General features: G+C 49.5%; 17 protein-coding genes and 1 riboswitch. Of the genes, 10 read left to right on the plus strand and 7 right to left on the minus strand.

Annotation, left to right across the window (positions count from 1 at the left end; all coding sequences use genetic code 11):
- Positions 1-203: 203 nt before the first annotated feature.
- Entirely contained in the window at positions 204-605 is a 402-nt protein-coding gene (locus tag BDT_RS17120; protein ID WP_235046181.1) for a hypothetical protein, read from the minus strand.
- Positions 606-741: 136 nt separating this feature from the next.
- Here BDT_RS17120 and BDT_RS17125 point away from each other — a divergent pair, with 136 nt between their 5' ends.
- Positions 742-1,272, plus strand: a complete 531-nt coding sequence (locus BDT_RS17125) for a hypothetical protein (RefSeq protein WP_015092498.1) — start codon at positions 742-744, stop codon at positions 1,270-1,272.
- A gap of 133 nt (positions 1,273-1,405) precedes the next feature.
- Positions 1,406-1,503: riboswitch (purine riboswitch) on the plus strand.
- Entirely contained in the window at positions 1,496-2,365 is an 870-nt protein-coding gene (locus BDT_RS17130) for an endonuclease I family protein (RefSeq protein WP_015092499.1), read from the plus strand. (Overlaps the previous riboswitch by 8 nt.)
- Positions 2,366-2,377: 12 nt before the next feature.
- Here the strand turns inward: BDT_RS17130 and BDT_RS17135 are convergent, their stop codons facing one another.
- Positions 2,378-3,268 carry a M14 family zinc carboxypeptidase gene (locus BDT_RS17135; protein WP_015092500.1) on the minus strand — a complete coding sequence of 297 codons (891 nt, stop codon included), beginning with the start codon at positions 3,266-3,268 and terminating at the stop codon, positions 2,378-2,380.
- A 172-nt stretch (positions 3,269-3,440) separates the two neighbouring features.
- On the opposite strand from BDT_RS17135, the gene BDT_RS17140 reads away from it, so the two are divergent.
- The 5 genes from BDT_RS17140 (at position 3,441) to BDT_RS17160 (ending at position 6,210) form a co-directional block, all read left to right on the plus strand.
- Complete coding sequence (locus tag BDT_RS17140) at positions 3,441-3,662, plus strand: hypothetical protein (RefSeq protein WP_148278880.1); 222 nt, start codon at positions 3,441-3,443, stop codon at positions 3,660-3,662.
- 103 nt (positions 3,663-3,765) lie between these two features.
- On the plus strand, positions 3,766-4,107 hold the full coding sequence (locus BDT_RS17145) for a hypothetical protein (RefSeq protein WP_015092502.1): 342 nt from the start codon (positions 3,766-3,768) through the stop codon (positions 4,105-4,107).
- Positions 4,108-4,164: 57 nt separating this feature from the next.
- The gene (locus BDT_RS17150; RefSeq protein WP_015092503.1) at positions 4,165-4,833 is read left to right on the plus strand and encodes a general secretion pathway protein GspD; all 669 of its coding nucleotides are present in this window, start codon (positions 4,165-4,167) and stop codon (positions 4,831-4,833) included.
- A 122-nt stretch (positions 4,834-4,955) separates the two neighbouring features.
- Complete coding sequence (gene lexA / locus BDT_RS17155; protein WP_235046182.1) at positions 4,956-5,672, plus strand: transcriptional repressor LexA; 717 nt, start codon at positions 4,956-4,958, stop codon at positions 5,670-5,672.
- Positions 5,673-5,823: 151 nt separating this feature from the next.
- Positions 5,824-6,210 (plus strand): hypothetical protein, encoded by a 387-nt coding sequence (locus tag BDT_RS17160; protein ID WP_041578024.1) that lies wholly within the window; start codon positions 5,824-5,826, stop codon positions 6,208-6,210.
- A gap of 72 nt (positions 6,211-6,282) precedes the next feature.
- Here BDT_RS17160 and BDT_RS17165 read toward each other — a convergent pair whose 3' ends face one another.
- On the minus strand, positions 6,283-6,981 hold the full coding sequence (locus tag BDT_RS17165) for a pirin family protein (protein WP_015092506.1): 699 nt from the start codon (positions 6,979-6,981) through the stop codon (positions 6,283-6,285).
- 123 nt (positions 6,982-7,104) lie between these two features.
- Here BDT_RS17165 and BDT_RS17170 point away from each other — a divergent pair, with 123 nt between their 5' ends.
- Both BDT_RS17170 and BDT_RS17175 read left to right on the plus strand, forming a co-directional pair.
- Positions 7,105-7,989 carry a LysR family transcriptional regulator gene (locus BDT_RS17170; protein ID WP_041578026.1) on the plus strand — a complete coding sequence of 295 codons (885 nt, stop codon included), beginning with the start codon at positions 7,105-7,107 and terminating at the stop codon, positions 7,987-7,989.
- A gap of 2 nt (positions 7,990-7,991) precedes the next feature.
- Positions 7,992-8,489 (plus strand): GAF domain-containing protein, encoded by a 498-nt coding sequence (locus BDT_RS17175; protein WP_015092508.1) that lies wholly within the window; start codon positions 7,992-7,994, stop codon positions 8,487-8,489.
- 87 nt (positions 8,490-8,576) lie between these two features.
- On the opposite strand, the gene BDT_RS17180 is transcribed toward BDT_RS17175, so the two are convergent.
- From BDT_RS17180 to BDT_RS17195, 4 genes are all read right to left on the minus strand, one after another.
- Positions 8,577-9,020, minus strand: a complete 444-nt coding sequence (locus BDT_RS17180; RefSeq protein WP_015092509.1) for a hypothetical protein — start codon at positions 9,018-9,020, stop codon at positions 8,577-8,579.
- A gap of 188 nt (positions 9,021-9,208) precedes the next feature.
- Complete coding sequence (locus BDT_RS17185) at positions 9,209-9,580, minus strand: TraR/DksA family transcriptional regulator (protein ID WP_015092510.1); 372 nt, start codon at positions 9,578-9,580, stop codon at positions 9,209-9,211.
- A 464-nt stretch (positions 9,581-10,044) separates the two neighbouring features.
- On the minus strand, positions 10,045-10,389 hold the full coding sequence (locus BDT_RS17190) for a hypothetical protein (RefSeq protein ID WP_015092511.1): 345 nt from the start codon (positions 10,387-10,389) through the stop codon (positions 10,045-10,047).
- 88 nt (positions 10,390-10,477) lie between these two features.
- Positions 10,478-11,086, minus strand: a complete 609-nt coding sequence (locus tag BDT_RS17195; RefSeq protein ID WP_015092512.1) for a TetR/AcrR family transcriptional regulator — start codon at positions 11,084-11,086, stop codon at positions 10,478-10,480.
- A gap of 136 nt (positions 11,087-11,222) precedes the next feature.
- Here BDT_RS17195 and BDT_RS17200 point away from each other — a divergent pair, with 136 nt between their 5' ends.
- Positions 11,223-12,515, plus strand: a complete 1,293-nt coding sequence (locus BDT_RS17200; RefSeq protein ID WP_015092513.1) for a penicillin-binding transpeptidase domain-containing protein — start codon at positions 11,223-11,225, stop codon at positions 12,513-12,515.
- The last annotated feature ends 22 nt before the right edge of the window (positions 12,516-12,537 follow it).

Below are 12,537 nucleotides of genomic sequence, written 5' to 3' on the forward strand. Positions count from 1 at the left end.
ATTTCCATAAGACTTAAAAAAAATTCTGAGCGAGAACACCGAGATGATTTCATAATAAGATAGTCACGGCTTGTTCGGAGCCCCTGAAGAACTATTTGAATTCAACGGAACATGAAAACGTCCGACTGAAGGTCGCCACAGTGCTCTTATCGCTGGATTGCTTATTTGTATTCTTCAAGAAAAATAGAACTATTCAGACTGTCCTACCACCCCATCGCGGGAATCTTACGGTACCCCGACGGAATCTCCGAACTCTCAGTCTTGATAATGATCTCATCCCCTTCGGTCTCGAATTCATCCGGGCCGAGGGTCAGGCTTAGGCGGAAGTCGCCTTTGTATTCCAGATTCAGTGGCAGGAAGCCTTTTGGTTTGTCGTCGATTTCCAGCTGCCCTTCAGACACATAACCTACAGGCGGCACGCGGTTCAGGCGCGGGTTTCTGACGATGATCTTCGTGGTGACACTGTTGTTGGCTCTTTCCAGAACATCGGTGGTTTCATCCACCACACTTAGAATGCACTCCAGATCCAGCACCAGGCTGTTGTTGTCGTGCTCAGCCTTCAGCAACTGGGACTTTTCAATCTCCATCATCAAATACTTAACCAAGAAACCCCTCCAGAAACATTCGCAGTATTCCATAACGCCTTGGCAGCGACAAGAATCACGGGAAAGTTTTTCACCTTGGATCCCTGCCCCTGTCGCCCACCTCTGTTTTTTGCTATGTTCCTGCACAGGAGTACCCATGAACCACCTGCTTGTACTTGCGATGCTTTTGTTCCCTGCCCTGTCCTGGGCCCATAACTGCCAAGAGTTTCTGACATCTGACTGGCCCGCTGACGAAGGTTATGCCTGCGAAGTCACGAAATCAGATCTTTCCAAACTGCAAATGCACAAAATCGAAGTCTGCATTGGTTCGGTGCCTTACCGTGATGGCCAGCGCTACGCCAAGGCCGAACTGAAATACATCCCGCTTTCCCAGTACGAGAACATTTATAATAAATCCGAAGGTCTTCACACAAAGTTCCTGAACTCCACCTACATCCACGCGTGGGCCGGTGAAGAAATGCAGGAATCCGCAAAGTATCTGCAAATGAACGCCCTGGAAAAAGGGTCTTCCCTGCTGCACACCCTGGATGTCTTGAATCAATTGCAGTTGGATAAACAATCCCTGCAAGCCCGCCTTGTCATTCAATCCCGCGAACCGGCTTTGCTTTTCCAGAACGACTGGAACAAATCCTGGGACCTGCGCCTGAAATGTCAGAGAGTTTTCTGAAAAAATCTTAAAAAACAGGGCTGAAAAACGCCCTGTTTCCGATAATTTGTCGAATATGACACCTCCGCGCCGCGCAAATTTGTTTGTAAACGGTTGGTTTTCATTAAGTTGTTGCAACCACAGATTCTTTAGAAATAACTTCACTGTGTTTCCCCGTATATGTTGCGAATAGGGCGCAGCGTTTCTACCAGGCACCTCAAATGCCTGACTATGGAGGTTCTTTGTGAAGTTGACCGCAGTTTCTCTTCTGGTGCTGGTGTCCACGCTTTGTGGCCAAATCGTTTTTGCAGCTCCTTCTTCCGGCGATGTTCCTTATTATGGCGAAAAATTCCACCACGATCTGGCGACTGGAATTTCCAACGACGATCTGAAAAAGAACATTCAGTTTGTCCTTCGCAGTTTCCACCTTCGTGTGAACGGCAGCTACGACCAAATCGTTAACGGCTGCAACGGCGACAACTGCTATCAGCACGTTTCCTTGGGTTACGACGGTGCCCGTACCTTCCTTCTGGGTTCTTTCTATTTGGTTGATGAAGGTCACGGCGAATATGCAGTGAAAGACGTTTACTGTGATTCCATCCGCGGCGCTGCTGACTTCCGCGGCGGCAATGCTCCGGCTCCGGGCAGAATTCCGGATGGCAACATCGTGAACACTGAACACACATGGCCACAATCCAAATTCTCTGGCCGCCACAACAAGAGCATGCAGAAAGCTGACATGCACCACTTGTACCCTACTGACAATGAAATGAACTCTATCCGCGGCAACAACCCATTCGGTGAAGTTGTTCAGGACAGAAAGCCTTTGAAGTGCAGAGTATCCCGCTTCGGTCGCGCTTCCCAGGGTGGAGCTGACGTGTTCATGCCACCGGCAAATCACCGCGGCAATGTGGCTCGCGCTTTGTTCTATTTCTCTGTAAGATATGACATGCCAATTGATTCCCGTCAGGAAGCAACTTTGCGTAAATGGTCCAAAGAAGATCCGATCGACGACGAAGAAATCAGCCGCAACGACGAGATCCACAAAATGCAGGGTAACAGAAACCCGTTCATTGATTTCGCGGGTCTTGAAGATTCTATCAGTGATTTCTAGAAAGCCCTGGAACTAGTGTTCCAAGGCGACAGGTAAAAAGCTAGTTGGAGAGGAGGCTGTGGAAGTCTCCTCTTTTTTTTGCTCGGCAGACGTTTCGTATTTCACCAACGTCCCGATGATATCCTGAAGCTGTTCAAACGGCGTCAGGTTCGGCGGCAGATTGTCCTTTAGTTCCATCGTCAGCACCGGGGTTTGACGCTCCACCCACATGTAACGACCCAAGGACCCCGGATAGTTCCCCAGGGATTTCCAAGGCAGGTAATCAAACTTTGGCGGTGCCTTCACTTTCGGTCCGTCGTAATCCAAAACTTTTAGCGGCGTGTGGACTGACACAATAAAGTCCGGCTGGAAGTCACCCAGGTGCTTCATCGCGCACTTGGTTTCAGGCTCACTGCCACCTTCTTTACCCGGGAAACGACGCGGATTAGATCCGGTAGAGCGTCTCCACGCGGTCAAAGCCCCTGCATCCCAATCTTTTGTTGGGAAGTTGCGGTTGATATCAATCTTGTTCGCGTTATAGCGGGTTTTGTATTTCACACCATCCGGGTTCAACACCGGAATCACACGCCAGGAATTGCGCGGGTCAATGCCCTCCAGTCGCTCCATCCAGTAACGGCCCACGGTGCCTGCCGGCGTTTCATCCCCGTGAATCATACTGAACACCAGAACTTTTTTCGCCCCTGGTGTGGAAGAGATCTTTTCATAGTGAAAAATCGGCTTCCCCTCAGCACTCACGCACTGAGTGTCGATTTGCACCTTGGCACAAGCCTGATGCAAAAGCTTGTCATCCCAAGCGCCAGGAAATTTTTTGAGCTCATTGATACAGTCTTGCTGAAGATCAGGGAAATTCGCCTTCGCCCCAACAACTGTCATAAGGATCGCGGAAAAAATTAATGCTTTCATAGTCCTCTTAACCACTCAGCAATCATTATCGCTGTGTCTGGCAATTCTCTCAAGATGAGAAAGTGGCTTTTTTTGAATCAAGCTGAGAATCCTTACAAATTGACTAAAGTCTTGCAGGCTTTCGTCCGTAAAAGAAAGGGTGTGACCATTAGGACTCAGTGTGGAGGCAAGTATGTTGAATAGAGGTAGTTTTAGTTTCGTAGCGATGCTGGTAATCAATCCCGTCGTGATACTGTTTTATCAAAACTGCTCGATGGCGCCAGTAAGCCACGCCAAAAACTCCACACCGATCCCTGTGATCACCCGCCAAGTGGCTTCCGAGTCACAGCCGGTGATTGCCGATATCAAACCGGTCTGTAAGGACGAAAAGAAAGAATGCCCACGTAACGAGTAACATTCGTTACGTGCATATCTGAATTCTTTATATACCTTTTACCTATGATGTCCTGCTTGTTACAACTAGCTCTCGAAGCATAGTTAGAAACAAGGAGGCTTCTATGAAACAAATCACTATCGCACTTGCCGCAATCATGGCTTTGGCAGCATCTCCTGCCCAGGCCTTTTTGTCGTCTCAAGACGAGACCACGCTGCTGGCAACCCTGAATCAGGAAAACCTGACCCAAGGAGTTCACTACAACGATATCCGCTGCTCGGTGCGCAATAAAAAGTGCCTGGTCAAAATGGAAATCAAATCTGAAAAGGCCGGCTGCCTGATCGAACATATGAACGACGTCAGCGATCTTTATACCGAATCCACAACTCGCGACAACCAAGTCCGCATGGTCCTGTCCCCTTACGCTGAACAAGCGCTGGCATCTTGCGTGGCAGGTCTGCTGTAAAGCTGGACTTGCCCGTCTTTGGAAGGTCTCCTAGCCTAAACAGCGCTAGGAGGATCCATGCTTAAGTACGTTATCTCAAGTTTGTTTGTTTCTGCTGTGACCTTGTCCCAGGCGTCTGCTGCCGACAAAATCAAAATGTATTTCAATAAAGAAGAACTGACCAAGGTGATCGAAATTTATTCGAAGGCCACGGGTCAGAAATTTATTATTGATCCAGGCGTGCGCGGAACTATTTCAATCTTTAATCAAGAGCCGCTTGAACCGGCTGAAGCTTTCAATCAGCTTTCCATCGCCCTTGCCACCAATGGCTTTGCTATCAGCAAGCAGAGCGATGTAATGGTGGTAAAAGCCGCACGCAATGTGCAGCGTGATTTGATCGAAGTCAGTTCTGAAGTTCCATCGGTATCCCCGCAGCGCATGTACACTTGGGTGGCGACGCTGAAGCACGTTTCTGTTTTGGATCTGAATCGTGATCTGCGCATCCTGCCTTCCCGTGATGGCGAGATGAATGTGAACGCGGCTGCCAACCAGATCATCTTCACGGATTGGGCAACGAACCTGAACCGTATCGCTGAAATCCTGAAAGCTGTTGATAAACCCGTGGACCCGGCGACCAAAAAGCTGGTGGATGCTTCCCGCCGCCATCATGGCCCTTCAAACGGCCCAGCGCACAAAGGCCCGGCACCAAAGCATGACGAGGCCGGCAAAGCGCCCGAGAAGCAATAGAACCCGCTTCCAGCACGAAAACCGACGAAGGACTGGCCCAAGGGCTGGTCCTTTCTTTTTTTGAAAATAGGCTATTGACTTACATATAATTTACACTGTAAGTTCGTATGTAAGTTATGACGATGAAAACGCCCCTCCCACCACTGACACCTAAAGAAAAATCCGTACTCGAATTTATCGAGGCGCACATCTTAAGTTCAGGAGTTTCGCCGTCATATCAAGAAATTAAGGATCACTTCGGTCTGGCTTCGTTCAACTCGGTTCAGAATTATCTGAAGCAGCTGACGAACAAGGGATATATCTCAAATCCCCAGAACTTGAAGCGAGCCATTCAGGTGCTCCACTCCGCTTCGGCGGTTCAGGATCAGCTGCAATCAAAAACGGTCTCGACGAAGACAGGGTCTCCTCGCACTCAGCTCCTCCAGGCTCGTGACGAGATCCTGTCACTTCCCCTTCTTGGGAAAGTGGCGGCCGGCCAACCTATTGAAGCCATCAAACACGACGAGTTCGTGGATGTCCCCCCTTCCATGGTCAAAAATCCTTCCAAATCCTTTGCGCTGAAGGTGCAGGGCGATTCCATGATCGAAGACGGGATCTTTGATGAAGACATCATTTTGATTCAGAAACAAAATTCCGCCAACAACGGCGATATCATTGTGGCAACGGTAGATAATGAAGCCACGGTGAAACGCTTCTATCTGCGCCCCCGCCCGGAAACTGGGGACGCAGATAAGATGGTGGAACTACGTCCATCCAATTCGACAATGAAGTCCATGTGGTACACCCCTGATGAGGTGGAAATCCGCGGGATCGTTGTCGGCCTGATCCGTAAGTTCTAATTCCTTACACACCCCCTGGCACTGCCATTGCTTTTACGTCTCCGCGAGTCGTCCATATCGGATACCGCAGCGGGGACGGAAAAAACCCGCTGTTTTTCTAAAATTTAGTTCCAGATTCTGAAAGCTGGGACGGGAAACAAAGGGGATTTAAATGAAAACTACAAAAATTTTGAGCGCTGCTGTTCTTATGACAATGCTGACTGCTTGTGCCGGCGGTGGTGGCAGTGATTCCAAGGCGGATGCCAAAGCCCAAGCCGTGGATGCTGACGGCAACTGTACTCAAGAATTCGTGTCTAAATATAATACCGTAGTACTTGAATTCAGCCATTTGCAGATGTTGCTTGGTGGCTACCCGAACGAACAAAGAATTCTGGAACAAATGAAAGCCACAAATGCCGCATGTAAAAAGGTTTTCCCGGCCTATGCGGGCGTGACTTGTAAAGCCGAAGTTCAGAACGAAATCCAGCAAATCAGCTCTGACACTTACAAAGAAGGCTGCCAGATGCTGAAAGAAGGCATGGCCAAACACGGTCTTTAATTTTCAAAAACAAAAAGCGCCCCGTTGCTTCAACGAGGGCGCTTTTTTTATTTTCATCACATCGCTTTCCGACTAAGGCATGTCGAACAGAATAAACTCTGCCCCTTTGCCCCAGGAAAGCTTCAGTGTTTCCACGTCGGTGATCGCCGCACCGTCACCTGCTGTCAGAGATTTTGAATCCACTTGCACATCACCTTTAATCACCTGCACCCACAGATGTCTGTGCGGATAGGTCTTGTGATTTTTTTCACCCGCATCCTGGGCTTTTGCCACATACATGTCCACATCCTGATTCATGGTGATGGAACCGCCACGTCCTTTGTGCGAAGCCACCAGAATCAAATCACTGCAACCGAAGCTGTCAGCAAAGTTTTTCTGCGCGTAACCTGGCTCTACCCCGACTTTGTCCGGTTTGATCCAGATTTGCAGGAAGTGAGTTTCCTTGCCCGGGATGTTGTTATATTCAGAGTGACGAATCCCCGTTCCCGCGCTCATGCGTTGCACTTCGCCTGGTTTGATCACGGCCACATTACCCATGGAATCCTTGTGTGCCAGCTCGCCGTCGATCACATAAGAAATGATTTCCATATCACGGTGAGGATGGGTGTCGAAACCCGTGCCGCCTTCAATGCGATCTTCGTTAATCACACGCAAAGGACCAAAACCCATGAAGTTTTCATCATAGTATTCGGCAAAAGAGAAAGTGTGTTTGGAGTTCAGCCATCCGTGTTGTGCCAGACCGCGTTCGTTGGATTTTCTTACCTGAATCATATGTTGCTCCCTTTTTTTAAAAGTCATGCTTGTCTTTCGTAATAGACTTTACGGCTTTCAGACGATAAATAAAAATTGAAATATTTTATCATCTTGATAGCTTTTATTTATCACTGAGGACCCATGAACTTAGACCAATTGGAATTCGTCAAAGCCGTCATCGAATGTGGCAGCTTCCGGGCCGCCGCCGACAAGGTCGGCCGCTCCCAGCCCGCCCTGAGCGTCGCTATTAAGAACCTGGAAGACGAGCTAAGCCTGACCATCTTTGACCGCTCCGAATACAAAGTGAAGCTGACCCCGGAAGGCCAGGCGTTTTATGCCGTGGCCAAAGCCACCCTGGAATCCGCACAGTACACAGCCCGCGTGGGTATCGAACTGGGACGCCACAAAGCCGATACCGAACTGCATATTTCAGCGGACCCACTGATATCCACCGAAGTGCTGGAACTGATCGCTCTGGAATGCGCGCGCCCCGTGCTGCCGGTGAATCTGGTCATCACCAAGTCGATCCTTCAGGGCGGCTATCAGCGCCTTTTGGATGGCGAGATTGACCTGGCCATCGCCCCCGCCCCCAGAAACAGCGAGGACCTTGAAAGCATCTTTCTGGAAGACGTCGTGCTGGTCAGCGCCGTTTCGCGCCGCCTGCTGCAGGAAAAGCGCACACCGACAAAAGAATTTCTGACAAAGCACCCCCAGATTCTGGTCTATAGCAATCAATCCAACGAAAAACCCGATGCCACCATTCGCAAAACCAGCAAAGAACCCGGACATAAAATTTATGTCCCCGATCACCACACCAAAGTGAAAATGATCGAAGGCGGCGTCGGCTGGGGCCGCATCGCCAAAAGCGAATGCACCAAAGAAAAAAATCTGGTGTTGATTGATAAATCCATCGCTTCTGAAACCCATCTTGAGCTATGTTTGGTCCGGCCCAAAAACCGCCCCATCGGCGTTACGGCCCGTTCAGTATGGAATGCCTTTCAGAAACGGTCCACTCAGCGGAGATAGCTATGCAACAGCACACGTCCATCAACTATTCAGACAAAACCAAATTCTATAAAGAACTGCTTTCGGAAGCAGAAGGGATGGCTGAAAAAGAATGGTTCGTGAATCTGGCAAACTTCGCAGCCCTGCTGAAACAACACCTGCCCCAGATCAACTGGGTGGGGTTTTACCTGCTTCATAACAACGAATTGCTGTTAAGCTCTTTCCAGGGACTGCCAGCCTGCACGCGCATTGCAATCGGCAAAGGTGTGTGCGGAACGGCCGCAAAAACGCAGCAGACCCAGCTGATTGCGGATGTGGATCAGTTCCCGGGTCACATCGTCTGTGATGCTGCCTCCAAGTCCGAAATCGTCGTGCCGATGATTCATAACGGAAAGCTGCTGGGGGTTTTGGATGTCGATGCTCCGGTCTTAAGCCGGTTCGACAGCGAAGATCAAAAGGGTCTTGAAGCCATGGTGCAGATTCTTCTTTCGAAAACGACATGGCCGGACAGCTTCGCCTAAAAGCAGCCACGAACCCAAGTGCTGAAAGCAAAAAAGCCGGTTTATTTTAAAACCGGCTTTTCCAAGAATACTTATTAGATCAAGAAACTAGTAAAGATCGCGATAGTCGTCTTCGATAGGGGACGTCGTCGCACCTTCAACATAAAGAACAACACTGTTGTTATTCAAAGAAGGGTGTTGAACCTGAACTGTGCAAGAGCTCCAGTCCGCGCCCGGTGTCCAGGACACTTTCAATTCATAATCCTGAGTATAAGTTTTGGAAGCAGAATCATAAGAGCTGTTCAAAAGGATCACGCGCTCAACATCACAAGTGAAACCATCTTGTTCTGAAGTCACAACACCTTTTGGATCGATCAGATTCAAAGCCTGGTTCTTAACAACCACGCGCAAAGAAACGATGCCATCCTGATTGGAAGCATCTACAGCTTTAACAGCCACAGTACGGCCGTTTACAACGTCTACATATTTGCTGCTCCAGGCTTGAGCGGAAGAGGCCACCAACAATGCAGCCACAGCGGAAAGAACTTTCATCTTTTAACTCCTTGGTTGTTTTGATGAAGGCGTTCTAGCACAGCCCCACCTCAAAACCAACGCAACGAGTTAAGTCATGGTAAATTTACAGGTAATCTCAAAAAAACAAAGGGATGCGCGCAGTAATGCAGGCATCCCCTCTAATCCCCTCGAGATAATACTAAATCAAATACGTTTGAGCTGACGGTTTAGCCGCGAGCGTAGCGTTTATTCATGGATTCGCGAATTTCAGCACCTTCGATGCTTAGGCGAGTCCAAGGAATAGCGCGAAGTCTTTCAGGCTCAATCGCCTCTTCAGTCTCTTCGCAGTAACCGAACGTGCCGCCCTCAATGCGAGCCAAGGCGCTTTCGATTTCCATCAGTTGACCACGCAGTCTTTCATGCATGCTCAGGAATTCTTGTTCAGCAAGGACACGTACCGTTTGGTCGCCTTCATCGCCGCCCTTTTCCTCATTCTGGTCCAAGTTCAATCGAGCTTCTTTCACTCTGTTGAGGATGTCCTGCTTCGATTGCAAAAGCCTTGTGCGACATTCAGTCACCAGCTTTTCAGAGATAGCCATATTGCCCCCTCGAGTTCCTTCCAGCTTAAGTGCCAATTTGGAACTGACCTATTAAGTTCTAGACCTGTAATTTTTGCAAGCATAAAATCTTACATTAACTTAAAATTAAATAAAGCGTTGTAAACCCTGACGAATCCCTGACTGCGGCCATGGGAGCGCCATACCGGCTGACCTCACAAACCCGCCTCCAAGTCATCTTCTTACAATTATAATCCCAAATTTGATTAGATCGCCCGCCCAAACACGCATCGCGTTAGAATTCTAGCCCTGGGTTCATGAAATGAAAATAGAAAGGGGCTTTTTCACTCTAAGATTCTCAGTTTGAAGCGAGTTTGCCGACTGACAGTGGCTTATATGGAATTGATCAAGGCCCGAAAATAAAGAAGGCGACCTGCTAAGAGGTCGCCTTGCACGATTCAGGATCGCTTCTCCCCCGAGAAGCGCCCCACAGGCATATATAAAGACTAATTAAGACAAGAAGCCACACGCGCCAGCAAATCCCCGGTTGCGGCGTTAAGCTGTGTGGCCATCTTTTTCCCCTGAACTCCGCGCGTGCGGAAGGCTTGAGCTGACTGATCCATCTCTTTAGACACGGCTTTCACAGTCAACCCCTTGGCTGTTTTCATCGTGATGGAGTATTCCTCCAAAGAAGAAGCGAACGTCTCGTGATTGTTCACCAGGCTCGCCATGATCTGAGCCTGAGCCTTCTGCATGGCCTGAAGTTCTTTTTTAAGCTCTGCACACTGGGAAGCCGCCATCGAGTTGGATGCAAAAAGAATAACTGCGAAGAATGTGGCGATGGTTTTCATGTCAGAGCCTTTCGTTATGACTCTGAACTAAAGCAATGAGTCTGCCAGCTGAGAACGGCTTATATTCGCTCTCAGGTGACATTTTGGGCTAGGACTTTAGAAATTTTTCAAACTCGTTCTTTGTTTCGCCAGAAGTATACGGCAGCAGAAGACGGGCCACGTGGCGTTTACCACGCTCGATACTGCGCTTGCCGGGCTGCTTTTCAGCGGATTCAAAGAACTGCAGGAAGGTCGTCGCCATCGCCAGCAGGGATTCAGCGATGTACTGCATTTCAGAGACTTCGGCGATTTTCACCATTTTGCCGTCCTTCACCCACTGGCGGTAAAGGATGACCATCAGTTTCATCATCTTCTGGATGTGGTTTCTCCACATCTTCGCCAGTTGCTGGTCACGGCGGCGAAGGGCGTACATTTCGCGGTGGAAGAAGCGATAGCGCCAGTACAGCTCGAAGTTGTCGCTGATGAAGACCAGCGGAGTCGACTTCTTGGTGCGGCTGGGGCGCCAGACATCGTAGGTCTCTTTCGCCATTCTCTTAAACAGCTCGATCAGGATCTCTTCTTTGTTGTCATAGTGGAAATACAGGTTGCCGGGGCTGATATCCATGGCTTTCGCAATGTGATTTGTTGTGATAGCCACAACGCCGCTGCGATTGAAGAGTTCGATGGAGGTGACGAGAATACGTTCTTTAGTCTTCATGCTTATTAGTCTTTAGTCCAAGTCCCCTCGAGAGTCACGAGGAATAGGCCTGAAAAGCGCACCAGAATGGCATTTCCAGTGACTTCTTCTGAGAATGCCCTTGAAAGCGTTAAAAATTTGGTGCTACCATAAAATAATGTCATCTAAAAACAATTATAAGTTGCTAAAACTGCTCGTTTTTTCAGGAGCTTGCCTGGTAGGCCTTTATTCTCTGTTAGGTTTTACGTCCTCTGCGGACAGCCAAGAGGTTCAAGCTCACAAGAAAATCAAATCTCAACTTGAACAGCGCACTCAGCTGGCGAAAGCCATCGGTGAAAAAGTTCGCGCCAATGATCTGCCAGAGTCTCTTAAGATCCCATGGAACGGCGAAGAACACGCTGTGAAAATGAACTACACCATCGACGACACCCTTCAGCGCGAAGCCGACCGTCTGCTGAAAGCCTACAAGCCTGACTACGGCGCGGTCTTCATGATCGACGCAATGACCGGAGAAGTTCTGGTAATGTCGAGCTTCCAGCGTGACGATGCCGATGCTCCGAACCTGAATCTGCAAGCAACCTTCCCGGCAGCTTCCGTGTTCAAGGTTGTCACTGCCACGGCGGCAGTTGATAAAGCTGGCGTCAGCCCTGAAAGCAAAATCCGCTACAACGGCGGCGCCTACACTTTGTACAAGAAAAACGTTCTTTCTGACAAAGTGACCCGTTGGACCAACGTGATCACCCTGAAAGACGCCTTCGCCCGCTCGATCAACACCGCTTTCGGTCGTCTGAGCATCGAAAACCTGCACCCGGAAGATTTGAACGAATACGCCAACCGCTTCATGTTCAATCAGGAAATCCCCGCAGACTTCCCGGTTGAAATGGGTGTGGCTTACGTTCCACCAGGCAAAGGCTTTGAAATGGCCGAAGTGGCTTCCGGTTACAACAAAACCAACCGCATGAGCCCGGTTCAAGGCGCGATGATCGCTGCCGCTGTCGCCAACGACGGTCAAGTTGTGATCCCGTACCTTGTGCGCAATGTGACCGATGAACAAGGCGAATCCCTGTACGAGGGTTCAACTTTGAACAACGGCAACATCATGACCAAAGAATCCGCCGCAAAAGTGCGTGAGCTGATGGAAAGAACCGTTCTGGCAGGAACTTCCCGCCGTTCGTTCCGCCCGATCACCAAAGACCGCAAATTCCGCGAAATCGAAATGGGCGGTAAAACCGGTCACCTGACTGGCGACAACCCACGTGGTCGCACTGACTGGTTCGTGGGCTACGCACAAGATGGCGAACGCAAGATCGCCGTTGCTGCCATCACCGTGAACAAAAAATTCTGGACAGTAAAATCCGCGCACTTGGGTCAATCCATGTTCCGCAAATACTTCGGCCCAGTTGTTTCGAATCAACCTAAAAACGGGCGCGTGGTTTCTTCCACCAAGTAGGCTCCCGGATGCGGCAGAGGGA

It is taken from the genome of Bdellovibrio bacteriovorus str. Tiberius, from assembly GCF_000317895.1.
Lineage (GTDB): Bacteria > Bdellovibrionota > Bdellovibrionia > Bdellovibrionales > Bdellovibrionaceae > Bdellovibrio > Bdellovibrio bacteriovorus_F.